The sequence below is a fragment of the Sphingomonas ginsengisoli An et al. 2013 genome, from assembly GCF_009363895.1.
Classification (GTDB): Bacteria; Pseudomonadota; Alphaproteobacteria; order Sphingomonadales; family Sphingomonadaceae; genus Sphingomicrobium; species Sphingomicrobium ginsengisoli.
Genome location: NZ_CP045434.1, coordinates 2386943 through 2409528 on the forward strand (window position 1 = coordinate 2386943; position 22586 = coordinate 2409528).

General features: G+C 69.5%; 27 protein-coding genes. 16 read left to right on the forward strand and 11 right to left on the reverse strand.

The annotated features are described in order from the left end of the window. Positions 1-1080, forward strand: a complete 1080-nt coding sequence (locus GCU42_RS11615; protein WP_114227656.1) for an AI-2E family transporter — start codon at positions 1-3, stop codon at positions 1078-1080. Positions 1081-1083: 3 nt separating this feature from the next. Here the strand turns inward: GCU42_RS11615 and GCU42_RS11620 are convergent, their stop codons facing one another. Continuing rightward, on the reverse strand, positions 1084-1671 hold the full coding sequence (locus tag GCU42_RS11620; RefSeq protein WP_114227657.1) for an FKBP-type peptidyl-prolyl cis-trans isomerase: 588 nt from the start codon (positions 1669-1671) through the stop codon (positions 1084-1086). An 85-nt stretch (positions 1672-1756) separates the two neighbouring features. Then, positions 1757-1963 carry a 30S ribosomal protein S21 gene (gene rpsU, locus GCU42_RS11625; RefSeq protein WP_037498287.1) on the reverse strand — a complete coding sequence of 69 codons (207 nt, stop codon included), beginning with the start codon at positions 1961-1963 and terminating at the stop codon, positions 1757-1759. A gap of 323 nt (positions 1964-2286) precedes the next feature. Between rpsU and GCU42_RS11630 the strand changes: the two genes are divergently transcribed. After that, the gene (locus GCU42_RS11630) at positions 2287-2949 is read left to right on the forward strand and encodes a murein L,D-transpeptidase catalytic domain family protein (RefSeq protein ID WP_114227658.1); all 663 of its coding nucleotides are present in this window, start codon (positions 2287-2289) and stop codon (positions 2947-2949) included. A 70-nt stretch (positions 2950-3019) separates the two neighbouring features. On the opposite strand, the gene GCU42_RS11635 is transcribed toward GCU42_RS11630, so the two are convergent. Continuing rightward, the gene (locus GCU42_RS11635) at positions 3020-4375 is read right to left on the reverse strand and encodes a L,D-transpeptidase family protein (protein ID WP_114227659.1); all 1356 of its coding nucleotides are present in this window, start codon (positions 4373-4375) and stop codon (positions 3020-3022) included. Between the two features lie 201 nt (positions 4376-4576). Between GCU42_RS11635 and GCU42_RS11640 the strand changes: the two genes are divergently transcribed. Continuing rightward, positions 4577-4957, forward strand: a complete 381-nt coding sequence (locus GCU42_RS11640) for a PilZ domain-containing protein (RefSeq protein WP_162789208.1) — start codon at positions 4577-4579, stop codon at positions 4955-4957. Here the strand turns inward: GCU42_RS11640 and GCU42_RS11645 are convergent. Next, a complete protein-coding gene (locus GCU42_RS11645; protein WP_114227661.1) occupies positions 4954-5592 on the reverse strand; it encodes an arylesterase in 639 nt (212 codons plus the stop codon). The genes GCU42_RS11640 and GCU42_RS11645 overlap by 4 nt on opposite strands. A 56-nt stretch (positions 5593-5648) precedes the next feature. Here GCU42_RS11645 and GCU42_RS11650 point away from each other — a divergent pair, with 56 nt between their 5' ends. The 3 genes from GCU42_RS11650 (at position 5649) to GCU42_RS11660 (ending at position 9131) form a co-directional block, all read left to right on the forward strand. After that, positions 5649-6320, forward strand: a complete 672-nt coding sequence (locus GCU42_RS11650; protein ID WP_114227662.1) for an ABC transporter ATP-binding protein — start codon at positions 5649-5651, stop codon at positions 6318-6320. After that, a complete protein-coding gene (locus GCU42_RS11655) occupies positions 6321-8798 on the forward strand; it encodes an ABC transporter permease (protein ID WP_114227663.1) in 2478 nt (825 codons plus the stop codon). It begins immediately after the preceding gene. A gap of 66 nt (positions 8799-8864) precedes the next feature. After that, positions 8865-9131, forward strand: a complete 267-nt coding sequence (locus GCU42_RS11660) for a hypothetical protein (RefSeq protein ID WP_114227664.1) — start codon at positions 8865-8867, stop codon at positions 9129-9131. 85 nt (positions 9132-9216) lie between these two features. Here the strand turns inward: GCU42_RS11660 and GCU42_RS11665 are convergent, their stop codons facing one another. Next, complete coding sequence (locus GCU42_RS11665) at positions 9217-10116, reverse strand: peptidylprolyl isomerase (protein ID WP_240309438.1); 900 nt, start codon at positions 10114-10116, stop codon at positions 9217-9219. A gap of 66 nt (positions 10117-10182) precedes the next feature. Between GCU42_RS11665 and purT the strand changes: the two genes are divergently transcribed. Both purT and GCU42_RS11675 read left to right on the forward strand, forming a co-directional pair. Continuing rightward, positions 10183-11334 carry a formate-dependent phosphoribosylglycinamide formyltransferase gene (gene purT / locus GCU42_RS11670; RefSeq protein ID WP_240309439.1) on the forward strand — a complete coding sequence of 384 codons (1152 nt, stop codon included), beginning with the start codon at positions 10183-10185 and terminating at the stop codon, positions 11332-11334. A 3-nt stretch (positions 11335-11337) separates the two neighbouring features. Next, positions 11338-11763, forward strand: a complete 426-nt coding sequence (locus GCU42_RS11675) for a hypothetical protein (RefSeq protein ID WP_114227666.1) — start codon at positions 11338-11340, stop codon at positions 11761-11763. Between the two features lie 20 nt (positions 11764-11783). On the opposite strand, the gene GCU42_RS11680 is transcribed toward GCU42_RS11675, so the two are convergent. From GCU42_RS11680 to GCU42_RS11690, 3 genes are all read right to left on the reverse strand, one after another. Then, on the reverse strand, positions 11784-12074 hold the full coding sequence (locus GCU42_RS11680) for a hypothetical protein (protein WP_152569564.1): 291 nt from the start codon (positions 12072-12074) through the stop codon (positions 11784-11786). A 158-nt stretch (positions 12075-12232) separates the two neighbouring features. Next, positions 12233-12358 (reverse strand): type B 50S ribosomal protein L36, encoded by a 126-nt coding sequence (gene ykgO / locus GCU42_RS11685; RefSeq protein WP_029941846.1) that lies wholly within the window; start codon positions 12356-12358, stop codon positions 12233-12235. A 92-nt stretch (positions 12359-12450) separates the two neighbouring features. Beyond that, complete coding sequence (locus tag GCU42_RS11690) at positions 12451-12747, reverse strand: DUF6894 family protein (protein ID WP_152569565.1); 297 nt, start codon at positions 12745-12747, stop codon at positions 12451-12453. Positions 12748-12964: 217 nt separating this feature from the next. On the opposite strand from GCU42_RS11690, the gene GCU42_RS11695 reads away from it, so the two are divergent. Beyond that, positions 12965-13720, forward strand: coding sequence for a Crp/Fnr family transcriptional regulator (locus tag GCU42_RS11695; RefSeq protein WP_240309440.1), 756 nt, complete (start codon positions 12965-12967; stop codon positions 13718-13720). A gap of 3 nt (positions 13721-13723) precedes the next feature. Here the strand turns inward: GCU42_RS11695 and GCU42_RS11700 are convergent, their stop codons facing one another. Then, positions 13724-15463, reverse strand: a complete 1740-nt coding sequence (locus tag GCU42_RS11700) for a M20/M25/M40 family metallo-hydrolase (RefSeq protein ID WP_114227669.1) — start codon at positions 15461-15463, stop codon at positions 13724-13726. Further along, the gene (gene galE, locus GCU42_RS11705; protein WP_114227670.1) at positions 15382-16377 is read right to left on the reverse strand and encodes a UDP-glucose 4-epimerase GalE; all 996 of its coding nucleotides are present in this window, start codon (positions 16375-16377) and stop codon (positions 15382-15384) included. The genes GCU42_RS11700 and galE overlap by 82 nt, the downstream gene beginning before the upstream one ends. 122 nt (positions 16378-16499) lie before the next feature. Between galE and GCU42_RS11710 the strand changes: the two genes are divergently transcribed. The 3 genes from GCU42_RS11710 (at position 16500) to gpmA (ending at position 18835) form a co-directional block, all read left to right on the forward strand. After that, positions 16500-16931: a hypothetical protein gene (locus GCU42_RS11710; protein ID WP_152569566.1), complete on the forward strand. Its 432-nt coding sequence runs from the start codon at positions 16500-16502 to the stop codon at positions 16929-16931. Positions 16932-17014: 83 nt separating this feature from the next. Beyond that, positions 17015-18142, forward strand: coding sequence for a M14 family metallopeptidase (locus GCU42_RS11715; protein WP_114227672.1), 1128 nt, complete (start codon positions 17015-17017; stop codon positions 18140-18142). Positions 18143-18145: 3 nt separating this feature from the next. Further along, positions 18146-18835: a 2,3-diphosphoglycerate-dependent phosphoglycerate mutase gene (gene gpmA, locus GCU42_RS11720; RefSeq protein ID WP_114227673.1), complete on the forward strand. Its 690-nt coding sequence runs from the start codon at positions 18146-18148 to the stop codon at positions 18833-18835. Positions 18836-18845: 10 nt separating this feature from the next. On the opposite strand, the gene GCU42_RS11725 is transcribed toward gpmA, so the two are convergent. Beyond that, positions 18846-19439, reverse strand: coding sequence for a GGDEF domain-containing protein (locus GCU42_RS11725; RefSeq protein WP_152569567.1), 594 nt, complete (start codon positions 19437-19439; stop codon positions 18846-18848). Between the two features lie 123 nt (positions 19440-19562). Here GCU42_RS11725 and purE point away from each other — a divergent pair, with 123 nt between their 5' ends. The 4 genes from purE (at position 19563) to GCU42_RS11740 (ending at position 22524) form a co-directional block, all read left to right on the forward strand. Next, complete coding sequence (gene purE / locus GCU42_RS11730; protein ID WP_114227675.1) at positions 19563-20042, forward strand: 5-(carboxyamino)imidazole ribonucleotide mutase; 480 nt, start codon at positions 19563-19565, stop codon at positions 20040-20042. A 50-nt stretch (positions 20043-20092) separates the two neighbouring features. Then, positions 20093-21094 carry a 5-(carboxyamino)imidazole ribonucleotide synthase gene (locus GCU42_RS11735; protein ID WP_240309472.1) on the forward strand — a complete coding sequence of 334 codons (1002 nt, stop codon included), beginning with the start codon at positions 20093-20095 and terminating at the stop codon, positions 21092-21094. Between the two features lie 618 nt (positions 21095-21712). Next, positions 21713-21889 (forward strand): hypothetical protein, encoded by a 177-nt coding sequence (locus GCU42_RS15105; RefSeq protein WP_162789209.1) that lies wholly within the window; start codon positions 21713-21715, stop codon positions 21887-21889. Between the two features lie 59 nt (positions 21890-21948). Beyond that, entirely contained in the window at positions 21949-22524 is a 576-nt protein-coding gene (locus tag GCU42_RS11740; RefSeq protein ID WP_114227678.1) for a hypothetical protein, read from the forward strand. Positions 22525-22586 lie beyond the last annotated feature (62 nt).

Here is a 22586-nt window from a genome sequence, read left to right on the forward strand (position 1 = left end):
ATGGCCCCGCCCGAGCCGCCGCACGTCGAGCAGCCCGGTCCGGCCGAGTTCCGCGATCCGCTGGTCCTGACCGAATTGAAGCGCGCCGGGGTGTGGTCCGGCGTCGTCCTGATGATCCTCGGCGTCGTCTTCCTCGCCGAGCCGCTCTTGCTGATCATCGGCGGCCTCATCTTCGCGGTGCTGCTCGACGGCGGGGCGCGGCTGCTCGGGCGGGCGCTGCCGATCCCGCGGGGCCTGCGGCTGGTGCTGGTGCTGTTCCTGGGCCTCGGCTTCTTCGGCTGGGTGCTGTGGTATGCGGGGACGACCTTCGCGGGGCAGTTCGAGGCGCTCCGCCAGACGGTCGAGGCGCAGGGAGCGCGGCTGCTCGGCTGGGCCCACGACCATGGGCTGGTCGACGAGGACAAGCCGCAGATGGTCACCCAGCAACTGGTCGGCAGCGTCGGCCGGCTGACCAGCGCCCTCGGCAGCGCGATCGGGGTGATCACCAGCGCGGTGCTGATCCTCGCCCTCGGCATCTTCTTCGCGACCGAGCCCAAGCTCTATGATCGCGGAGTGGCGTGGATGCTGCCGATCCGCCACCGCGACTTCTTCTACCGGGTGCTGGCGCGGGTCGGATATAATCTGCGGCGGCTGCTATTCGGGCGGCTCTTGGGGATGATCACCGAGGGGCTGTTCACCTGGGCGACGCTGGCGGCGGGCGGCGTGCCGTTCGCCGCGTTGCTCGCGCTCATCACCGGCACGCTGGCGTTCATTCCCAACATCGGGGCGCTGATCAGCGGGGCGCTGATGGTCGCGGTGGGCTTCTCGGCCGGGCCGGGGACGGGGGTGTGGGCGATCGTCGTCTACTTCGCCGTCCACAATATCGAGGGCTATGTCGTCATGCCCTATATCGCCCGCAAGACGGTCGACCTGGCGCCCGCCGCGGTGCTGGCGGCGCAGCTTATCTTCGGGGCGCTGTTCGGCTTCCTCGGGCTATTGCTCGCCGACCCGATCCTCGCCAGCCTCAAGGTCGTGCTCGAGGAGTGGGCCCGGCTGGGTCACGTGGCGGACGACGACGTGACGGTCGCCCGCTCACATTGAGGCTTATTCGCCCGGCGGGGGCGGCATGGTGGTCGCGCCAGCGCCCTCGGCACCCGCGCCCGCACCTTCGGCGCCGGCACCGGCCGCGCCCTGCTGCATCTGCTGCTGCATCTGCATCATCTGGGCCGCATTGGGGACGACCTGGACGACGTGGACGGTGAAATCGAGCGGCGAGTTGGGCGGGATCGGGCTGCCCGCCGGCGGAGTCGCGCCGTAGGCGAGGTTGCCCGGGATGCGGAACTTGTAGCGGCCGCCCTTCTGCATCTTCTGCAGCGCCTCGGAGAAGCCGGGGATGACCTGGCCCGCGATCATCGGCACCGCGCTCTTGCCCGCGGTGGTGTCGAACACCGTCCCGTCGGGGAGGCGGCCCTCATATTCGATCAGCACGCCGTCGTTGGGAGTGATCAGCGGACCATCGCCCTTCTGGATGGTGCGGAAGGTGAGCCCGCTGGGCGTGGTCTCGCCGCGCAGCTGACCGGCGCCGAACCAGGCGAGCAGCACCGCCGCCAGGATCACCAGCACGAAGCCGAACAGGGCGCGGGTGCGGGTCGCCTTGGCGACGGGGCGAATCGGGACCTGGGTGACGCTCATCGGGGCATGCCTTCAACGGATGGGAGCAGATACAACAAGGGCCGCCTCGATGCGAAGCGGCCCCCGGTGATTCGTGGCAGAAAGCTTAGCGGCCGCCTTCGCGCTCGACCCGCTTGCGCTCGAGCTTGCGCGCCCGGCGAATCGCCGCAGCCCGCTCCCGCGCGCGCTTCTCCGACGGCTTCTCATAGTGCCGGCGAAGCTTCATCTCGCGATAGACGCCCTCACGCTGCAGCTTCTTCTTGAGCGCCCGCAGCGCCTGGTCGACGTTATTGTCGCGAACGATGATCTGCATAAAAACCCAATCACTCCAATCGTCTAGCAACGGCCTCGAGGCCACAGCAGCAAACCACGGCCACTCGTCGAAAGGCCCGGTCGGCCGCGCAAAGCAGCTTGATCGCCGCAGAGCCCTGAGCTCGCGGCGTTGGCGCGCCCCATAACAGCGGGTCGGCACAGTTTCAACCCGCACCATGCCGCCCGCTGCACGACGAGTCGAGCGCCGTCCGGGCCAAGGCGAACGGCAAGACACAAGCTGGTTATCGGCGGTTAACCATTTGATCTGTATAAGGGTTCTTCGCATTTTGGAGGGCACTCATTTTGCAGGTCAATCGTCGGGACATGTTGCGCTGGGCTGGAGTCGGCGCCGGGGCTGCGCTGGTATCGAGCGCGGCGACCACTGCCGGACTGCCCGCGATCGTCTTCGCGCAGCCCGCGGTCTCGGCCCTGCCCCTGATGCCCGCCGCCCCGGTCGCGGCCGCCGCGGCGACGCTGCCGGGGATCGATCCGCTGCTGCTGGCCAAGGCCAAGGCCGCCCTCGACCTGCACCGGGTCGCCGCGCGCGACACCATCGGGATCGTCGACTTCAGCAAGGCCAGCCGCGATCCGCGCTTCCACCTCGTCGACCTGATGAACGGCACCGTCGCCAGCCACCTGGTGGCGCACGGCCGCGGGTCGGACCCCGACCATTCGGGCTTCGTCGAGATGTTCTCGAACCAGTTCGGGTCGGAGGCGACCAGCAACGGCGCCTACACCACCGCCGATTATTACCAGGGCAAGTACGGGCTCTCGATGAAGGTCCGCGGGCTCGACGTCAGCAATTGCAACGCCGAGAGCCGCGCGATCGTGATCCACAACGCCTGGTATGCCGAGCCCGAGATGATCGCCGAGCACGGCAAGCTCGGCCGCTCGGAAGGCTGCTTCGCGTTCAGCCGCGCAAGCCAGTTCGAAGTGATGCGCCGCCTCGCCGGTGGCCGGATGATCTACGCCGACAAGGTCGCCTGAGGCGTCTCGAACGGACCAACGCAAAAGGGCCGCGTCTCCCGATGGAGGCGCGGCCCTTTTTCGTGGGCGCTTACTTCGCCGCGGTCTGGGTCGGCTTGGCCTTCGGGATGACCGGCAGGCGGTCGTTCAGCGCGTCGAGCACCGCGCCGTCGCGGCCGTAGAGGTCCTGATACTGGACCAGGCTGCCGTCGGTCAGCGCGGCGGTGCTGAAGTAGACGATGTAGACCGGGATCGGCTTGACGAAATTGGCCTGCACCGTCTTGCCGCTGGCGAGCGCGGCGTCGATCCGGTCCTGCGTCCACTCGCCATTGTTGTCGCCGAGCAGCTCGGCGGCGAGGTCGAGAATGTTCTCGGTGCGGATGCAGCCGTGGCTGAGGAAGCGCGCGTGGGCGTCGAACAGGCCGCGGTTGTTGGTGTCGTGCAGATAGATGTTCTGCGGGTTCTGCATCACGAACTTGATCTTGCCGAGCGCGTTGCGCGGGCCCGGCGGCTGGCGCCAGCGCTGGACCTTGCCGTCGGCGCCCTTGACCGCGACGTAGCCCGGCTTGCCCGCCGCCTCCTTGGAGATCGACGGCGGCACTTCCCACCAGGGGTTGAGGATCACGCCGGTCGCGGTCACCGCGAGCTGCGGGGTCGGGGTCTTGGTCGCACCCGCAATGGCGCGATGCTTCCAGCGGGTCTGGCTGTTCTCGACCAGGGTCGCGAATTGGCCGGGGACGTTGACGATGATGTAGCGCTGGCCAAGGTCACGCGGCAGCCAGCGCCAGCGGTCCATGTTGAGGCGGATCTTGTCGATCGCCGCGGCGCTGCCCGGCTTGGGGTTGGCCATCGCCAGCGCGAGCGCGTTGCGGAGCGCACCATATTGCGGGTGGGTCGGCAGCAGATTGTTGAGCATGTCGGTCACCCGCCCGCCGGCCGCGGCCGAGACGAGCAGCTGGTCGAGGCGGACGGTGTCGAGGTCGGGATCCTTGACGAACCACTGGGTCCGCGCCGAACGGGGGACATGGCCGAGCGCGAGATCGCGGGCGACCTTGCGGAAGCTGTCGGTGGCGACCTGCGCGAGCACCTGCGGATCGCCACCACGGATGGCGGCGTCGAGCTTGGCGGGGGCGTAGTCGGCGGGGTCGAGCCCGTCGCGACCGATCCCGCGGATGTAGGCGGACAGCTCCTGCGCCGCCGACAGCTGCCACAGCGGGGGCGGAATTTCGACCGGCGGCGGGGCGGGCGTGGTGACGACCGGCGCGGGAACGCCGCCGGCTGGCGCCAGCGGATCGGTCGAGCGCACCGGCGGCGGGGTGATCGGCGCCGGGAGCGGCGTCCGGACGACCGGCGCGGGCGCGGCCATCGGCGCGACCTGTGCCATCGCGGCCACCGGCACGGCGACCGTCGACGCCCACAGCACCATCTTCGTCAAACGCCCGCTCATAATCACCCAACCCATTGTTTTCGCGTAACGAACTTCACCCTGCGGAAGCCGTCGACGCGACCGTCTTGCCCGCTGGCCGCCATATCAAACATGAACAGGCCGGAACAGTGTCGCCGCACCGCAACAGTGGCCAAGGCAATCATTGTTTCTTAAGTCCGGTCGGGTCACGATGGTGAACCGCGAGGGAACCAAGCGATGGACATGAACGCTCAATTCGGCATGAGGCACGCGAGCAGCGAGGACTGGCGCCAAGCTCCGGAGACCCTGACCGTGTCGATCAACGCGCGAATCGCGAACGAGGATAGTGCTGTCGCCGACCGCCGCCGCGCCGACCGCGCGGACGTCGAGGTCGAGGCGCGCGTCCGCGAGCTCGGCAACGAGGGCTGCGACGCGCGGGTGCTCAACATTTCGGCGACCGGCTTCATGGCGCAGACGTCGACCGAAATCGCGGTCGGGGCGCGCATCTGGCTGATCATCCCTGGGCATGAGCGCGCCAACGCGCTGGTCCGGTGGAGCGACGGCGACCGTATCGGCGCCGAATTCGCCACCCCGATCGACCCAGCCGACCTGCTTTCGAATTAGCGCGGGCGCGGCGCCGCGAGCGCGCGCTGCACCGTCGGCAAAATCCCCGTCACGATGATCTTGATCCCCGCGAAGGTGGGGTGGAGGCCGTCGGCCTGCGCGAGCTCGCGGTGGCCAGCGACGCCCTCGAGGAAGAACGGGTAAAGGCTCGCGCCATGCTTCATCGCCAGCGCGGGGAAGAGGGAGTCGAACTGCTGGCGGTAGGCGGGGTCGAGGTTGGGCGCGGCGAGCATTCCCGCCACCACCACCGGGATGCCGCGCTTGCGCAACTCACCGACGATCGCGTCGAGGTTGGCGGCGGTGAGCTTCGGATCGACCCCGCGCAGCATGTCGTTCGCGCCCAGTTCGACGATCGCGAGGTCGGGCTGGCGGGGAAGGCCCGACAGCGTCCAGCCGAGCCGGGCGCGGCCGCCCGAGCTGGTGTCGCCCGAGACGCCTGCATCGTGGACACTCGCCTTGATCCCCTGCCGCCGCAGCGCCGCCTGCAATTGGGGCGCGAAACCCAGCCCGCGATCGAGCCCGTAGCCGGCGGTGAGGCTATCCCCAAAGGCGAGGATCAGCGGCGTGTCGGCGGGGGCCGGCGCGGCGGCCGCGGGGGTGGCGGCGAGGAGGAGGGGCAAGGACCATTTCCACATGGCCTTCCATCTAGGTGGTTGTGGTGGCGCTGCAACGTTCCTAGCTGCTTGGCCACATGGCCGAACCCCTCATCGACATCGCCGACGTCCACCTGACCCTCGGGGAGGGCGAGGCCCGCACCGAGATTTTGCGCGGAGTGAGTTTCCGGCTCGAGGAGCGCGAGCGGGTCGCGATCCTCGGCGCGTCGGGCTCGGGCAAGAGCTCGCTGCTGGCGGTGATCGCCGGGCTCGAGCGAGCGAGCAGCGGGCGGGCGACGGTGCTCGGCGCCGATGTCGGCGCGCTCGACGAGGACGCGCTGGCGCGGTTGCGGGGGGCACGGATCGGGATCGTACTGCAGGCCTTTCACCTGCTGCCGACGATGACCGCGCGCGAAAATGTGATGGTGCCGATGGAGCTGGCCGGTGCGCCCGACCCGCGCGCCCGTGCCGCCGCCGAGCTGACCGAGGTCGGGCTCGGCCATCGCCTCGACCATTATCCGACCCAATTGTCAGGCGGCGAGCAGCAGCGCGTCGCCATCGCCCGCGCCACCGCACCGCGCCCGCGGCTGTTGCTGGCGGACGAGCCGACCGGCAACCTCGACGCGACCACCGGCAAGCAGATCGTCGACCTCCTGTTCGAGCGGGTGCGGGCGGCCGACGCGGGGCTGCTGGTCATCACCCACGACCCCGCGGTGGCCGAGCGCGCCGACCGCATCGTCCGCATCGCCGACGGGCGGATCGTCGCCTAGATGGGCAGCTGGACGCTCGCGCGGCGGGACCTGCGCGGCGGGATCGGCTCGCTCTGGCTGCTGCTCGCCTGCCTGACCATCGCGGTCGCCGGGCTCGCCTCGGTCACCAGCCTGGCGAGCGCGATCACCGGCGCGCTGGCGCAGAACAGCCGGGCGCTGCTCGGCGGCGACCTGATGCTGTCGACTTCGCAGCGCGAGGCGTCGCCCGCGGAAGCGCAGGCGATGGCCGCGCTCGGGCGGGTGATGCCGAGCACCACGACAAGAGCCAACCTCGTCACCCCGCGCGGCGCGGCGCTGGTCGAGCTGTCGGGGGTGGCGCCGAGCTGGCCGCCGGCCGGGGCGGTCGCGTTCGATGCCGGGCGGATGGCCGGGCCGGGCGAGGCGGCGGTCGGGCATGAGCTGGCCGACCGCTTTGGGCTGCGACCGGGGGACGGCGTGCGGATCGGTTTCGCCAGCTTCCGGGTGGCGGGGATCATCCGCCAGATGCCCGCCGCCGCGGGCTTCGCGCTCGCGCCGCCGGTACTGGTCAGCCCGGAGGGCCTTAAGGCGACTCGGCTGATCCAGCCCGGCAGCCTCTACACCAGCAGCTATCGCCTGCTCCTCCCGTCGGGCGCGGACGGGGTCGCGATTGGCAAGGCCTTCCAGCAGCGCTTTCCCGATGGCGGCTGGCGCGCACTAGACAAGGGCGACGCGGCGGGGGGCACGCGGCGGTTCGTCGACAATGTCGGGCAGCTGATGCTGCTGATCGCGCTCGGCGCACTCGGGATCGGCAGCATCGGGGTGGCGAGCGCGGTCGGCGCCTTCGCCGCCGCGCGGCGGAGCCGGATCGCGGTGCTCAAGATTTTGGGGGCGACGCGCGCCACGCTGGCGCCGATGCTGGGCGCGTCGATCGCGCTGCTGGCGGGGGCGGCGATCTTGATCGGGCTGGCGGTGGGCGCGCTGACGCCTTTGCTGGTCGGGCAGGTGGTCGGCGACCTGCTGCCGATCCGCCCCGACCCGGCGCCGCAATGGGGTGCGCTCGGCCTGAGCGCGGCGTTCGGGGTGCTGATCACGATTGCCGCGGGGTGGCGGCCGGTCGCCCGCGCGATCGCCGACCGCCCGGCGCCGGTGCTGCGCGGCGATGTCGGCGACGGTGGGAGCAATCGCGGCGGGTGGCGCTCGCTGCTGGTCCCGGCGCTGGCCGCCGCGGCGGCGATCGGGCTGGCGGTGATGTCGTCGGACAATCGCGCGCTGACGCTTTTTGCCGTGGCGTTCGGCGCGGGGCTCGCCGGGCTGTTCGGGCTGATCGGCTGGACGATTCGCCGCGTCGCGCGACGCGCGGCGGGGCGCGGTGGGCCGGTCGCGCGGCTCGGTATCGCGGCGCTGCACCGACCCGGCAGCGCCACCGTCCGGCTAAGCATCGCGCTCGGCCTCGGCCTGTCGCTGCTGGTGGCGCTGAGCGGGATCGGGTCGAGCCTGCGCAATGAGCTCGCCGCCGACGTGCCGGCCAAGGCGCCGGCGCTGTTCCTGCTCGACCTCCCGGCTGACGAGGAAGCGCATTTCCGCGCGCTGGCCGCCCGCGCATTGCCCGGCGCCGACCTGCGACTGGTGCCGTCGCTGCGCGGGCCGGTGACCGAAGTGAACGGGCAGCCGGTGGCGACGATGAAAGTGCCCGAGGGGGCGTGGATCCTGCGCGGCGACCGCGGGCTGACCTTCGCCGCCGACCTGCCAGCGGGAAACCGGGTGGTCGCCGGGCAATGGTGGCCGCACGACTATCGCGGGCCGCCGCTGGTCTCGCTCGACGCCGACGCCGGGACCGCGCTCGGGCTCAAGGTCGGGGACTCGATCACCGTGGCGGTGCTCGGGCGGCCGATCACCGCGAAGATCGCGTCCTTCCGGACGATCGACTGGCGCAGCTTCGGGTTCAATTTCGCGATCATCTTCGCGCCCGGCACGCTCGAGCAGGCGCCCTATACGCTGATGGCGACGGTGGCGCCGGGCGCGGGGCGGTCGACCGCTGGCTTCGAGCGGACGCTGGCGGCCGAGCTGCCGATGGTCAGCGCGATCCGCGTCTCCGAGGTGGTCGCGCGGGTGCAGGAAATCCTGGGCGCGATGAATGCGGCGATCACGCTGGCGACGCTGATCGCGATCCTGATCGGGGTGGCGGTGCTCGCCGGCGCCGTCGCCGCGACCCGCGCCAGCCGCGCGCGGGAAAGCGTGCTGCTGAAGCTGGTCGGCGCGACCCGGCGGCAGATCCTTTTGGCCCAGCTGATCGAGTTCACTGCGATGAGCGGGACGGTCTCGCTGGCGAGCTTCCTGCTCGGCACCGCGGCGGCGTGGGGCGTGGTGACCAAGCTGTTCAATCTGGGCTTCCAGCCGAGCTGGCCGGGGCTGGTGTTGCTGCCCCTGATCGGGGTGGTGGTGGCGGTGCTGACCGCGCTGCTGGTGGCGTGGCCCGCGCTCCGTGTTCGTCCCGCCGTGGCACTACGCAGCCTGTGAACACGGTAACCCGATTGAAACTTATTCCCGCAGGCCCGCGTTTTGCAGCCAAAGGGAGTAAATCGAATGTCGAACTTTCCGACCCTCGGCGACCTGGGCCTGAAGCACGACCCCGCGGTACGCGGCTACCACGCCGTCTATCGCGAGCATGAGACCAACCACTGCCCCGGCTGCGGCCGGACCCACTGGCTGATCGGCCGGATGTCGGCGGAATGTGCCTTCTGCGCCACGGCCCTGCCGCTGGCGGAGGCGAGCACGCGCCACCATCACGGCCCGACCGTCATCCAGCACCGTAACAAGGACCGCCCGAGCGAACAGGCCTGGGCGGCCTGAACCCCACTCCCCCTCCGGACACACGGCCCAGTAGCGTCCTGGCCAACAGCCGTCGGGAGGGGAGACTAACCCAACAGGGAAGACGTCAGCGCGCCGGTGTCCTGCGAACGGGCACCGGCGCGTTGCACAGGTCCACCCCGCCCGCCTGCACGCGGTAGAAATCGTCGTCGCGATTGGCGCGGCGATTGAGGTAAGCGGCGAAGGCGGGGCTGGTCTCGGCGAGATATTCGAACTGCGGCCGTTCGCCGGCGGGGAGAGCGCTCGCCAACCGGACCTGCGCGATTTTCCGCGCGACGTTGGCGCCCTTGTAGAAGCCCATCGCCTCGGTTCCGCGCGGCAGCGCCGCCATCAGCTCGATCCCCTCGACCACCCGCCCGACGATGGCGATGTTGCGGTCGAGCTGGCGCGGCGCCTGGCCGATCACGGCATAGAGCTCGCCCCCCATGCCGGTATCGGGATTGAGGTCGCGGCCGACCCCGACGGTGCCGTAGCAATGGGTCAGGCTGACGCTGCCGTCCTTATATTGCGCGACCGGCCAGCCGCCGGAGAAACCGACCCGGACGGCATAGGGGTCGGGAAAGCCGAGCGGGCGGATGGCGAGGCCGGCGGCGCTGCGGACATATTCGGCGGGGGGCTTGGCGACGATCCCGGTTGGAAGCGGCTTCTTGTCGTCGTTGGTCCCCCATTGCGCGACATAATTGTCCTGCACCCGGTAGATCGCGCTGCCGGCCCAGTAGCCGCCGTTGGCCAGCCGCCGGATGTTGGCGACGTGGACCGGGGCGAAGCCGGGGGCGAGCTGGACGATGGTGCGGCCACCGCCCTCGTAGTCGATGACGAGCAGGTCGTCGGCGGGAATCGCGCGCCAGGCCGAGGCGGGCGCCGCGGCGACGATCTCACCCGGGGTGCGCGGGGGCTTGGCCGGGTCGGGCGGAGGCATGTGCGCGGCGGCCTGGGCGAGCGCGAGCAAGAAGGTGAGGACGGGCACGGGCGCACTCCTGATGACGAACCAATGCGCACTTGCTAACCCGCCGGCATGTTCCTTGCCAGACTGATGCTACTCGGCTCCGGCGAGCTCGGCCGTGAGTTCGCGATCGCCGCCAAGCGGCTCGGCTGCGAAGTGATCGCCTGCGACCGCTACGAGGGCGCGCCGGCGATGCAGGTCGCCGATGCGCATGAGGTCTTCTCGATGCTCGACGGGGCGGCGCTCCGGGCCGCGGTCGAGCGGCATCGGCCCGACGTGATCGTCCCCGAGATCGAGGCGATCGACACCGCGACACTTGGGGCTCTCGAGGCCGAGGGGTGGCGGGTGGCGCCATCGGCCAGGGCCGCGCAGCTGACCATGAACCGCGACGGCATCCGCGATTTCGCGGCGCAGGAACTGGGGCTCGAGACCAGCCGCTACCGCTTCGCCGAGAGCCGCTCCGAGGCGCTGGCGGCGATCGACGCGGTCGGCCTGCCGTGCGTGGTCAAGCCGGTGATGTCCTCGTCGGGCAAGGGGCAGAGCGTGGCGCGGACGGCCGCGGAAGTCGGCGCGGCCTATGACTATGCGGTCGCCAACATGCGCGGCGACCGGCCCCGCGTGATCGTCGAGGAGTTTATCGCCTTCGACAGCGAGATCACGCTGCTGACCGTCGCGGCGGCCGACGGAATTCACTTCTGCGACGCCATCGGTCATCGCCAGGAAGCGGGCGACTATCGCGAGAGCTGGCAGCCGGCGGCGTTGAGCGAGGCGACGCTGCGCTCGGCGCGGAGCCAAGCGGGCAAGGTGGTCGAGGCGCTCGGCGGGCGGGGGCTGTTCGGAGTCGAGTTCTTCATCGCCGGCGAGCGGGCGATCTTTTCCGAGCTGAGCCCGCGCCCGCACGACACGGGGATGGTGACGCTGATCAGCCAGTCACCCAACGAGTTCGAGCTGCATTTGCGCGCGATCCTCGGGCTGCCGGTGGCGCCAATCGTCCAGCACGGGCCGGCGGCCTCGGCGGTGATTCTCGCCGATCGGGAGAGCGAGCGGTTTGGGTTCGAAGGGGTGGGCGAGGCGTTGGCGACGGGGGCGGAGTTGCGGCTGTTCGGCAAGCCCAAGACCCTGCCCAACCGGCGGATGGGGGTGGCGCTGGCGCTGGCCGAGACGACCGACGCGGCGGTCCGCAAGGCGAAGGATGCAGCCGGGCGGGTTCGCCTGCGTTATGCCGATGATGAGGGAGCCTGACCGATGCGCGAAGTGATTGCGACTTGTCTGATGCTGAGCCTGGCCGCCTGTGGGAGCGGGAGCCAAGCGCCGGCGCCGGCCAACAACCAGAAGATCGCGGTCCGCAGCGCCGAGCAGGACGCGCTCCACAACCTCGACACGATGAACCGCGACATCGGCTTGAAGCGCGCGATCCAGGATAGCGGGATGCCGTGCAAGCGCGTCACCAAGTCGGGCTATGTGCAGGAATACAACACGCTGTCGATGTGGACCGCGTCGTGCGCCGACAAGCGCGACTGGGCGATCTTCGTCGGGCCGGATGGCAGCGCGCAAGTGCGGCCGTGCCAGGATCTGGCGCAGCTCAAGCTGCCGGCCTGCGTGATCGCGGCCGATCCGACCGGCCGCACGTCACGCGCGCAACAGGGGCATCCGGTCCAGCAGTCGTCGTAAAGGAAGAAGCCGTCAGTGCCTCAGTTGCACTGACGGGTCTCTTTATACTCGCCCGTGGCGGTCTTTTCCTTGACCACGACGCAGCTGCCCTGGCGCAACTCCTCGCGCCAGCTGCCGTCGGGGCGGACCACGCGGTTGCTCGGCCGCGGGACGCGCTGGCCGTTGCAGATCATGTAGTTGAGCCCCGGCGGGGAGGTGCATTGCGCATTGTTGCCGCCCGGCGCCTGCTGCGCCGAGGCGGTGCCCGCACCAATAGCCCCGGTGAGCCCCAGGGCTCCGAGACCGATCAGGATACGGAAAGTCGTCGTCATGGTCGTCATCACTCCAGTCCCAACCATATAGGAAGGAACAGCTTAACCGCCAATGGACGGCCAGCCGGTACTGGTGAGCGATGAACCGAAGCGGGACACGTGGCCCCGCCGAGCAGCTTAGCCTTGCCGGGCGCGCCGGCTAAGCATCCCCCGGATGCTTAGCCCTGACGCGCCTTAAACCGGCGGTTCGTCTTGTTGATGACGTAGGTGCGGCCGCGGCGACGGATCACGCGGCAATCCCGGTGACGGTCCTTGAGCGACTTGAGCGAGTTGCGAATCTTCATGGCCGGGTCTGCCCGTTTCTCTTTAGTCTAGATTGTCAGCTGACGCCCTGACGGGCTTCGGTCGGGGCGCTTATGGGAGGGCTAGGCGAGAGTCAAGGTGAGCGGGGCCGGAGCGGCGGCTGGGCGGGGGCGTCCTGGCGGACGATCTCGACCGAATCGCCGAACGGCTGGCTGTGGATCAGGTGCCCCGCCTCGTCATGCACCTCGATGCTGTAGCCGAGGTCGAGGCGACCCTCCTGGACGTCGCCCGCCATGCAGTCGCGCGCAGCCTTGAGCGCGGTTTGCGGGATGTCGTGGGCGGCGACCTCCTGACCGTCGCGGTCGAGCAAGGCGTCGATGTCATCGACGAGATGAAAAAAGAAACGCGGCACGACCAGACTTTCAGGCACCGGCCGGCACATCCTGGCCGATGGTCCAAGTCAGCGCCGCAACGCTCGAATGGTTCCGGCGTTTAGCATGGGTTAGGTAGTCCTTGGTCCGGGTTTGAGACAAACCAACTTGGGTTAGGGAGCCGCCGTCCGCCGCCAGCTAGGCCCGCCCGCATGCCCGCGGACGAACGCTGCCCGGCCGCGGCGGTCAACAGGGCGCGGTTGCGGGGTCAGGCCGGTGCAGGATCAAACCAGTTCGTCGACGCTCGGGCCGCTGGTGACGAAGCTCGCCTACCGCTCTCCGCTCGACGATGACGACCGCGCCGCGGTGCTGCGGCTGCCGTGCACCATCGAGGCGATGGAGCGCGGCCAGTTCCTGATCCGTGAGGGTGAGCCGCCGCGCACCACCTGCGTGATGCTGCGCGGCTATTCGATCCGCTCCAAGCTGGTCGCCAGCGGGGAGCGCCAGATCGTCGGCATCCACATGAAGGGCGAGGCGGTCGACCTGCAGAACTCGCTGCTCGAGGTCGCCGATCACAGCGTCCAGATGCTGACCGCCGGGCGGGTTGCGATGATCCCGCGCGAGGCGGTGATCCAGCTGACCCTCGACCGGCCGCGGGTGGCGCGGGCGATGTGGCTCGACACGCTGGTCGATGCCTCGCTGTTCCGCGAGTGGATAGCCAACGTCGGGCGGCGCGACGCGCGGACCCGGATCGCGCACCTATTGTGCGAGTTCGCGGTGCGGCTGCGGGTGGCGGGGCTCGCCAGTGACACGCATTACGAGTTGCCGATGACGCAGGAGCAGATCGCCGACGCGACCGGGCTGACTCCCGTCCACGTCAACCGCAGTTTGAAGCTGCTCGAGCAGGAGGAACTGATCCGCCGGCCCAATCCGCGCGCGATCTGGATCGGCGACTGGCGCGCGCTGGCGGCGGCGGGCGACTTCGACCCGACCTACCTCCACCTGCGCCTGAACGAGCCCGCGCTGCAGTAGCGCCTAGCGCGCGGCCTTGGGCTGATCGGGCGCGAAGGCCTTGCCGAAATAGCTGTCGGCATACCAGCGCGGACGCTGGCCGGTGTCGGCAAGGTCGCGCGAGATGCGGTAGTTCAATTCGGCGTAGCGGGCGAGCTGGTCCCACTCGATCGCCTGGGTGAGATCGTCGCGGACCTGGTGGTAGCGGGTCGCGAAGAAATCGTCCCACACGCCCTTGCCGCGCCCGCCGAAGCCGGTCGCCAGCAGGATGGCGGGGACGCCGCGCTTGGCGAGCGTGTAATGGTCGGAGCGGACGAAGATCGACTGCTCGGGCATCGGGTCGGGCGAGACCTTGACCCCCATGCTGCCGGCGGCGGCGGCGACGGTTTTCGCGACCGTGTTGTGCGGCGCGCCGAAGGCGATCACGTCGACGAAGGGGTAAAGGGGGAGCGGCATGTCGAGGTCGACCGCCGCCGCGACCTGGCCGAGCGGCACGGTCGGGTGCGCCGCCCAATAATCGGCGCCGAGCAGGCCCAGTTCCTCGCCGGTGTTGGCGATGAACAGCACCGAGCGGCGCGGCGGCTTGCCCGAGGCGACGAACTCGCGCGCGGCCTCGAGCATGGTCGCGACCCCGGCGCCATTGTCGAGCGCGCCATTGTAGATGGCGTCCTCGCCGGGCTTGGCGTCCTTCCTGATCCCGAGGTGGTCGAGGTGGCCCATCAGCACGACATATTCGGTCTTGAGGCTGCGGTCGGTGCCGGGGAGCAGGGCGATCACCTCGGGGCTGGTGAAGTCCTCCCAGCGGCTGTTGGCCTCGACCCCGAGGGTGCCCGGAAGCGCGAAACCGGCGGGACCCTTGCCGCCGCGCGCGGCCTCGGCGCGGACCTGCTCGAGCGTCTTGGGGGCGCCGGCGAAGAGCTGGGCGGCGGCGGCGTTGGAGACCGCCATCCGCAGGCGCAGGCCCTTGGGGGTGCTGCCCGCCTCGCCGCTCGCATCGACCCAGTCGGTCGCCGAACCGCGCGCATATTGGCCGAGCCGGCTGCTGCTGCCGGTGCGCCCGATCTCGATCAGCCCGACGGCGCCGGCGCGGGCGGCCATCTGCGCTTTCACCGACGAGAGGTGGGCGGCGACCTCGGTGTCCATGCCGGGCGGGGTGCCCTCGAGCACGACCACCGTCTTGCCGGCGACGTCGAGGCCCTTGAAGTCGTCCTGGCCGAGCGCCGGATCGCTAAGGCCGTAGCCGGCGAACACCAGCGGCGCGGTGAACTTTCGCTGCTTCTCGGTCAGGCTGGGGCGGAGGGCGACGTCGGTGCCCCACGCCAGCCGGGCGACCTTGCCGCCGCTGGTCAGGCTGACCACCGGATTGCCGTCATGCGCCGCGCGGCGGAGCGGCACGCGCTGGAACCAGCCGCCGTCGGCGCCGCCGGGCTGGAGGCCGAGCGCGCGGAACTGGGCGGCGACGTAGCGGGCGGCGATCTCATGCCCCCGCGCGCCGGTGGCGCGGCCTTCGAGCAGGTCGTCGGCGAGGAACTCGACATGGGCCCGGACGCGGTTGGCGGCGGCGGCGAGCTCGGGCGAGACCGCGGCTGGCGCGGGCGCGGGTGCGGGCGCCGGGGCCGGCGCGGCGGCGAGCAGGGCGAGGGCGGCGAGCGGCGCGAACGCGAGCGTGAAACGGATGGGGGCTACTCCTGGCCGGCGAGCCGCCGCTCGAAGGCGAGCGCGGTGCCGATGATGTGCTCGATGGCGTCGTGCCTGGGGCTCCACCCGAGCCGTTCGACGAGGCGGCGGTTGGAAGCGACCAATTGCGGCGGATCGCCCGCGCGGCGCGGCCCCATCCGCCGCTCGACCGGGGCGCCGTTCACCTTGTCCAAGGCATCGAGCATCTCGAGCACCGAGAAGCCGCGGCCGTAGCCGCAGTTCATGGTGAGGTTCTCGTCCGGGTTGGCGATCAGCGCCTTCAGCGCCGCGACGTGCGCGTCGGCGAGGTCGGAGACGTGGATATAGTCGCGGATGCAGGTGCCGTCGGGGGTCGGGTAATCGGTGCCGAACACGTCGACGTGGCTGCGCTTGCCGATGGCGGCCTCGCAGGCGACCTTGAGGAGGTGGGTCGCGCCCTTGCTCGCCTGGCCCGAGCGGCCCTGCGGGTCGGCGCCGGCGACGTTGAAGTAGCGCAGCGCGCCATAGTTGAAGCCGTGCGCCGCCGAGCAGTCGCGTAGCATCACCTCGGTCATCAGCTTGGACGAGCCATAGGGGTTGATCGGGAGCTTGGGGTCCTCCTCGTCGACCGGGACCTTCTCGGGCGCGCCATAGGTGGCGGCGGTCGAGGAGAAGAGGATGTGGCGGATGCCGCAGGCGACCGCGCTCTCGATCAGGCTGTGCGAGGCGACGGTGTTGTTGCGATAATATTTGAGCGGGTTGGTGACGCTCTCGGGGACCACGATCGAGCCCGCGAAATGCATGATCGCGCCGATCTGCTGCTCGCGCAGATAGCCCTCGAGCGCGGGCTTGTCGGCGACATCGGCCTGGAGGAAGGGCACGCCCTCGGGCACTACCTCGCGCCGCCCGTTCGAAAGGTCGTCGATCACCGCTACCGGCCAGCCCATGTCGTGCAAGGCAAGGACGGCGTGACTGCCGATGTAGCCGGCGCCGCCGGTGACGAGAACGGTGGGAGAGGTCATGGCTGCCGTCGCTAGCGGAGGCGGGCGGAACTTGCCAATCCCCGCTTCACCGCGGGCAACGAAACCCGTTGGTAACCGGCGCGGGTGTAGCGCGGGGCTTCGTTCGGAAGGGGGACGAAGCGATGTCAGTGCGGTTGGGGAGCGCGGCGCTGGTGGCGGCCGCGGCGGGGTGCTTGAGTGGCTGCGGCCCGAACTGGGTGCCCGCCAAGGGAAGCATCACGCGGATCGACCGCGCCTGCGAGATCATCGAGACCAGCCGCACCCCGGTCGACGACCCGCGCGAGCCGGGGAAACAGCTCGATGCGTCGAAGGAACGCCACTACACCGGCGAGTGCGCCGACGTCGCCGAGTGGGACAAGGTCCGCACCAAGCACAGCAAGAAGGTCGAGGGCGAGGCGACGGTGGCGGTGATGTACACCCGCGCCGACGGCCAGACCGGCTCGGGCGAATTGCACTTCGACGGCGGCGACCCCGAATTCTACGATCTCCGCTACGGCGACGATGTGAACGTGCTGGTCGACCCTGAGAATCCGGCGCACCTGCGCAAGGCCTGACGGGGGGCGCGGAACGACGGGCTTTCCTCAACCGGCGGGGCTGACTATCAGGCCCGCGTCTTTCCATTCACCGGTTGAGGTTCATGTCCATCACGATTTCGAGCGCGTTCGATTCCGGCAACATCCGGGTCGTGAAGCAGGACGGCGCGACCTTCGACCTGGAGATCGTCGCCGATCACCTGAGCGACTTCTACCAGTGGTTCCATTTCCGCCTCGCCGGCGCCGCGGGCCAGGACGTCACGCTGCGCATCACCAATTGCGCGGGCAGCGCCTACCCCAACGGCTGGCCCGACTATAAGGCGCGGGTCAGCTACGACCGCGAGGAATGGCTGTTGGCCGAGGGGACCAGCTTCGCCGACGGCGTGCTGACGATCCGCCTGATCCCCGAGAGCGATCTCGTCTGGCTGGCCTATTTCGCGCCTTACTCGATGGAGCGGCACCACGACCTGGTCAGCAGCTTCGCGCAGTTCGAGGGGATCAGCTACCGCAGCCTCGGCAAGAGCCTCGACGGGCAGGACATCGACTGCCTGACGATCGGCGAGGGGCCGCTGACCGCGTGGATCTATGCCCGCCAGCATCCCGGCGAGAGCATGGCCGAATGGTTCATGGAAGGCGCGCTCGAGAAGCTCGCCGATCCCGACGATCCCGTCGCCCGCGCGCTGCGCAAGGCGGTGACCTTCCACCTCGTGCCCAATATGAATCCCGACGGCTCGAAGCGCGGGCACCTCCGCACCAACGCCGCGGGCACCAACCTCAACCGCGAGTGGCACGCGCCGAGCGCGGAGAAGAGCCCCGAGGTGCTGTGCGTCCGCAACGCGATGGACCAGAACCCGCCCGAATTCGCGATGGACATCCACGGCGACGAGGCGATCCCCGCCAACTTCCTCGCCGGCTTCGAGGGCATCCCCTCGCTGACCGAGCGGCAGACGCGGCTGTTCAAGCAATATAGCGACACGCTCGAGCGGCTGTGCCCCGATTTCCAGACCCAGCAGGGCTATGAGATCCCGGCGCCGGGCCAGGCCAATATGAGCATGTCGACGACCCAGCTCGCCGAGCGCTACGGCTGCCTGTCGATGACGCTGGAAATGCCGTTCAAGGACAATTTCGACCTGCCCGATCCGCTCTATGGGTGGAGCCCGGAGCGCTCGAAGTTCCTCGCCCACCATTGCCTGGCAGCGCTCCACGCCATGCTCCCCGACATCCGGGCCTGACGCATGCCGACGCTCGTCCTGCTCCGCCACGGCCAGTCGCAGTGGAACCTCGAAAACCGCTTCACCGGCTGGTGGGACGTCGACCTGACCGAGGCCGGCGTCGCCGAGGCGAGCGCGGCGGGCGCGCTGCTGGCGGCCAAGGGCTATGACTTCGACCGTTGCTTCACCTCGGTCCAGCGGCGGGCGATCAAGACGCTCAACCTGGTGCTCGAGCGGATGGAGCGGCTGTGGCTCCCGGTGACCAAGGACTGGCGCCTCAATGAGCGCCACTACGGCGGGCTGACCGGGCTCAACAAGGCCGAGACGGTCGCCAAGGTCGGCGAGGAGCAGGTCAAGATCTGGCGGCGCAGCTTCGACGTCCCGCCGCCGCCGCTCGAGCGCGACAGTCCCTATGCCGCGCTGCAAGACGACCGCCGCTACGCCGGCGTGACCGTGCCCGCGACCGAGAGTCTCAAGGACACGATCGCCCGCGTCCTGCCTTATTACGAGGCCGAGATCGCGCCGTCGCTCAAGCGCGGCGAGCGGGTGATCGTCGCCGCCCACGGCAACTCGCTGCGCGCGCTCGAGAAACAATTATCGGGGATCAGCGACGCCGACATCGTCGGGCTCGAAATCCCGACCGGGCAGCCGATCGTCTACGAGCTGGGCGACGATCTGGCGGTGAAGGACCGGTTTTATCTGAGCGAGCGCTAAGCGCCGACGCTCAGGCCGCGGCCTTGTCCTCGTACATCGCGCGGTCGGCGCGGATGAGGACGGCTTCGGCGCAGTCGCCGCGCTCGATCATCGCGATGCCGATCGCCGCGCTCAACGGGATGAGCTGGTCGTCGCAGCGGAACTCGCTCCCGGCGATGCGGTCGGCGAGGCGGCTGGCGGTCTCGGCGGCCTGGTCGCTGTCGGCGCGTTCGAGCAGGACCGCGAACTCGTCCCCGCCGAAGCGCGCCACGAAGTCGCTTTGGCGGACGTCGCCGATCAATAGCTGCGCGAGGTGGACCAGCGCGGCGTCGCCGGCGTGGTGGCCGAAGCTGTCGTTGACGTTCTTCAGCCCGTCGACGTCGATGAACAGGATCGCCCCGCCGTCGCCGTAGCGGTTGGTGCGGTCGATCAATTTCTCGAGCTGGCGGGTGAAACCACGGCGGTTGAGCAGGGGCACCAGGCTGTCGTGGTGGGCGAGCTGGTCGAGGTCCTCGATCCTGGCCTCGAGCCGCGCGACCTCACCCCGCAGGCGGCCGATCTCCTCGATCAGCTCCGCGCGATCAGCGGCCATGCCGCTCCGCTCGACATTCAGCACGTCAGCCACTCAATTGGCCCCCAGCCAAGGGAACATGAATAATAGCGCAGTTTCCTGCGGTTGCAGAGTCCCAATCACGTCTCGTCCGTCCCGGGCGTTGCGCCGCGGGACACTCCTTCCTAAAGGCCGCTGATGAGCGCGGCGGTGGGCATCATCATGGGCAGTCGGTCCGACTGGGACACGATGCGCCATGCCGCCCAAACGCTCGAGGCGCTGGGCGTCTCCCACGAAGTTACGGTGGTGTCAGCCCATCGGACGCCCGATCGGCTCTACGATTATGCGAAAAAGGCGCGCGGGCGCGGGCTCAAGGTGATCATCGCCGGCGCGGGCGGGGCGGCGCACCTGCCCGGCATGGCGGCGGCGATGACCAGCCTGCCGGTGCTCGGCGTGCCGGTGAAGAGCCAGGCGCTGGCGGGCGTCGACAGCCTGCTGAGCATCGTCCAGATGCCCGGCGGGGTGCCGGTCGGCACGCTGGCGATCGGCAAGCCCGGCGCGATCAACGCCGGCCTGCTGGCGGCGGCGATCCTCAGCTTGAGCGACGACGCCCTCGCCGAGCGGCTCGAGGCGTGGCGCGCGGCGCAAACGGAAGCGGTGGCCGAGAGCCCCGAGTGATCCGGCCGGGCGCGACCATCGGCATCGTCGGCGGCGGCCAGCTTGGCCGGATGCTGAGCGTGGCGGCGGCGCAGCTCGGCTATCGCACCCACATCTTCGATCCGCACGAGCGGCCGTGCGCGGCCGACGTCGCCGCCGACTTCACCCGCGCCGAGTATGACGACCGCGCGGCGCTCGAGCGCTTCGCGGCGGCCTGCGACGTCGTCACCTACGAGTTCGAGAATTTGAGCGTCGGACCGCTCGAGGGGTTGGGCGACAAGTTGCGCCCGGGCACCCGCTCGCTCGGCGTCGCGCAGGACCGCGCGGCGGAAAAGCAATTCATCGAAAGCACCGGCGGCCGCGTCGCCCCGTGGCGCGCGGTCGAGAGCCTAAGCGACGTCGAGGCGGCGGTCGCCGCGCTCGGCTGCCCCTTGGTGCTCAAGACCCGCCGCTATGGCTATGACGGCAAGGGCCAGGCGTGGGTCCGCTCCCCCGCCGATGCCGCCGCGGCGTGGGCCGCGATCGGCGCACAGCCGGCGGTGGCCGAGGCGGGGATGAGCTTCGCCGCCGAATTCTCGCTGATCGTCGCGCGCGGGCTCGATGGTGGCAGCGCGATCTTCCCGGCTCCGCGCAACGATCATGAGGGCGGCATCCTGCGCACCTCGACCGTGCCGGCCGGCCCGCTGGTCGCGCCGCACCTCGCCGCCGCCGAGCCGATGGCCCGCGCCATCGCCGACGCGCTCGGCCATGTCGGGGTGCTGACGGTCGAGTTTTTCGCCTGCGCCGACGGCCCGGTGGTCAACGAGATCGCGCCGCGGGTCCACAACAGCGGCCACTGGACGATCGAGGGCGCCGCCACCTCGCAGTTCGAGCAGCACATCCGCGCGATCTGCGGCCTCCCGCTCGGCAGCACCGCGCTCAGGGGCAGCGGAGCGACGATGGACAATCTGATCGGCGACGAGGTGGCGCGCTGGCCCGACCTGGTCGCCGAGCCCGGCGCGAGCGTCCACCTCTACGGCAAGGGCGACGCCCGGCCCGGGCGCAAGATGGGGCATGTCACGCGGGTGCGGTGAGGCTCCAATTTCGACCCGTTGCGGACATTAGAGGGGCGGAGGCCGAGTGTCGGTCCAGCAGGAGGTGAGGCGACCTTGAGCTTTGCGCCACCAGCTCGCCAGTGGCCCGACATACTCGGCAAGGCGCTCCGTTCGCATGCCCCTCCCCTCGTATGAAATCAGGGACAACAGCGGCGTGTCGGACACGATTGGGTGCGAAGCGTTGCGCTCCTGCGACCTGACCTGCGGAAGCTGGCTCATCTCACTCCGAAGTGCCGGGCAGTCGTTCCCGTCGATGTATCGATGAAACTTCAAGGTCGTCGCCTCGCACTTACCTGCGATTTTACGACCGCACCAATTGCTTTCCTCGTCGTAGGCCTCGGCAAACCAGTGGGCATTTGCCCCTACTCCGCTTAAGAGGAACGAGGTGGAGTTATGGCTTTCGATACCCAAACCGCCACCTTCTTCGAGAAGAGCAAAGCGCGGCATCGCACGATCACTGGGCGGCTGCTCCCTTGCTGCCGTGGTAAGAGAGAGAGCGCCGGTAACTAGAACCTGCCACATAAGCCGGTCACTAGGCTACGCAACGTCCGCTTTCCACCCATTGCGGACATTGGACGCGCAACGCACAATGGCCTCATGCGCAGGATTTTCGACGTGCTTGCGGTGGCCGCGCTCGCTGGTGGCATCACCTTCCTCCTGCGGTGGTGGCTGACGGTCGACAGCATCTGGCCCGCCGTCGGGGGAGCGATTCTGGGAACGGGCATCCGGGAAGGCTGGGTGGCGTTCCGCCGCGAGCGGATGTCACAGCCGTGAGTACGGTCCGCTCCTTGTGCCCCCGGCCACGCGCCAGCCACGCCTAGCAAGGGATCGCCATGACCGTTGCGTCGCATGTTACCGTGTTTCTGGCCATTATCGTTGCTCTCGCCGTCGGCGATCTTGCCACCAGCTTTCACCGTCTGATGACCGCCCGCGCGCGGGTGCGCTGGTATTGGCCGGTACTCGTCCTGGCCGCCTTCGTCCTGGCAATGTTGCTCGAATCTTACTGGGTCGACTTCAGCATCTACAGCGACGAGCGCTCACTGACGATTGCCGCATTCTTTCCCGACGTGATGATCCGAATCCTCGTCTTCCTCATGGCCGCGGCTATCCTCCCGGACTCGTTGCCGCGAGGGACCGTCGATCTTCGTGGTCATTACTGGATGCAGGCGCGCTATTTCTGGAGCCTGATGCTGCTCGCCTATGCCGCGATCTTCCTCGTCTTTGCCCCGCGGACGACGGAGCAGGGCGTGACCGTCATCAGCTTTCTTGAACAGTGGTGGGGAAACATCCTGACGATGGCGGCCGCCGCCATCATGATTTTCAGTCGCCGCGAATGGCTGCACAAGCTGCTGATCCTGATGATCGCGGCCATCGCCATCGATAATTTCTACGGTCAGGCGATCGGCTAAGGCTGGCCGCCGCGAGGCTCGGACAGGAAACTGATCAAGGGGCTTGATTTGCGAGCCCGGAG

What these genes read in the sequence shown, in the direction of transcription:
- GCU42_RS11735 (WP_240309472.1), top strand. Translation starts at nt 20,093, where the DNA reads ATGCTGAGCGTGGCGGCGGCGCAGCTCGGCTATCGCACCCACATCTTC.
- GCU42_RS11650 (WP_114227662.1), top strand. Translation starts at nt 5,649, where the DNA reads ATGGCCGAACCCCTCATCGACATCGCCGACGTCCACCTGACCCTCGGG.
- GCU42_RS11710 (WP_152569566.1), top strand. Translation starts at nt 16,500, where the DNA reads ATGTCAGTGCGGTTGGGGAGCGCGGCGCTGGTGGCGGCCGCGGCGGGG.
- GCU42_RS11645 (WP_114227661.1), bottom strand. Translation starts at nt 5,592, where the DNA reads ATGTGGAAATGGTCCTTGCCCCTCCTCCTCGCCGCCACCCCCGCGGCC.
- GCU42_RS11660 (WP_114227664.1), top strand. Translation starts at nt 8,865, where the DNA reads ATGTCGAACTTTCCGACCCTCGGCGACCTGGGCCTGAAGCACGACCCC.
- ykgO (WP_029941846.1), bottom strand. Translation starts at nt 12,358, where the DNA reads ATGAAGATTCGCAACTCGCTCAAGTCGCTCAAGGACCGTCACCGGGAT.
- GCU42_RS11615 (WP_114227656.1), top strand. Translation starts at nt 1, where the DNA reads ATGGCCCCGCCCGAGCCGCCGCACGTCGAGCAGCCCGGTCCGGCCGAG.
- gpmA (WP_114227673.1), top strand. Translation starts at nt 18,146, where the DNA reads ATGCCGACGCTCGTCCTGCTCCGCCACGGCCAGTCGCAGTGGAACCTC.
- GCU42_RS11740 (WP_114227678.1), top strand. Translation starts at nt 21,949, where the DNA reads ATGACCGTTGCGTCGCATGTTACCGTGTTTCTGGCCATTATCGTTGCT.
- GCU42_RS11630 (WP_114227658.1), top strand. Translation starts at nt 2,287, where the DNA reads ATGTTGCGCTGGGCTGGAGTCGGCGCCGGGGCTGCGCTGGTATCGAGC.
- GCU42_RS11620 (WP_114227657.1), bottom strand. Translation starts at nt 1,671, where the DNA reads ATGAGCGTCACCCAGGTCCCGATTCGCCCCGTCGCCAAGGCGACCCGC.
- purE (WP_114227675.1), top strand. Translation starts at nt 19,563, where the DNA reads ATGAGCGCGGCGGTGGGCATCATCATGGGCAGTCGGTCCGACTGGGAC.
- galE (WP_114227670.1), bottom strand. Translation starts at nt 16,377, where the DNA reads ATGACCTCTCCCACCGTTCTCGTCACCGGCGGCGCCGGCTACATCGGC.
- GCU42_RS11640 (WP_162789208.1), top strand. Translation starts at nt 4,577, where the DNA reads ATGAACGCTCAATTCGGCATGAGGCACGCGAGCAGCGAGGACTGGCGC.
- GCU42_RS11635 (WP_114227659.1), bottom strand. Translation starts at nt 4,375, where the DNA reads ATGAGCGGGCGTTTGACGAAGATGGTGCTGTGGGCGTCGACGGTCGCC.
- purT (WP_240309439.1), top strand. Translation starts at nt 10,183, where the DNA reads ATGCTACTCGGCTCCGGCGAGCTCGGCCGTGAGTTCGCGATCGCCGCC.
- GCU42_RS11675 (WP_114227666.1), top strand. Translation starts at nt 11,338, where the DNA reads ATGCGCGAAGTGATTGCGACTTGTCTGATGCTGAGCCTGGCCGCCTGT.
- GCU42_RS11655 (WP_114227663.1), top strand. Translation starts at nt 6,321, where the DNA reads ATGGGCAGCTGGACGCTCGCGCGGCGGGACCTGCGCGGCGGGATCGGC.
- rpsU (WP_037498287.1), bottom strand. Translation starts at nt 1,963, where the DNA reads ATGCAGATCATCGTTCGCGACAATAACGTCGACCAGGCGCTGCGGGCG.
- GCU42_RS11680 (WP_152569564.1), bottom strand. Translation starts at nt 12,074, where the DNA reads ATGACGACGACTTTCCGTATCCTGATCGGTCTCGGAGCCCTGGGGCTC.
- GCU42_RS15105 (WP_162789209.1), top strand. Translation starts at nt 21,713, where the DNA reads ATGCGCAGGATTTTCGACGTGCTTGCGGTGGCCGCGCTCGCTGGTGGC.
- GCU42_RS11715 (WP_114227672.1), top strand. Translation starts at nt 17,015, where the DNA reads ATGTCCATCACGATTTCGAGCGCGTTCGATTCCGGCAACATCCGGGTC.